This window comes from Bradyrhizobium sp. sGM-13, from assembly GCF_018398875.1.
Classification (GTDB): domain Bacteria; phylum Pseudomonadota; class Alphaproteobacteria; order Rhizobiales; family Xanthobacteraceae; genus Bradyrhizobium.
The window spans coordinates 1-231 of the sequence record NZ_JAGWDK010000456.1; the positions used below are offsets into that span (position 1 = coordinate 1).

General features: G+C 61.5%; 1 protein-coding gene. It reads right to left on the reverse strand.

Annotated features, from left to right (window positions below):
- Window positions 1-6 precede the first annotated feature (6 nt).
- The coding region (locus KJQ96_RS39645; RefSeq protein ID WP_213291290.1) for an invasion associated locus B family protein at window positions 7-231 on the reverse strand (225 nt) is incomplete at its 5' end.

Sequence of the window (231 nt, forward strand, 5' to 3'; positions counted from 1 at the left end):
TCGCCCTCACGGCAGCTTGTCATATCCCTCGCCGAGCCCGTTCAGGCTGAGCGGAAACCCAATTCCCTCTTCGGGCGTCTCAAAGATAATGAAAGTTGCCGTCTTGGCGCCCCGGAGCTGGCCCAAGAGTTTTTCGTCCATCACCACCTCGGCGACGCAGCCATTCGGCAGGCATCGCACGAACCCGGCCCGTCCAACGTCCTGGTTATCGAGTTTCAGGCCGAGCCCGGA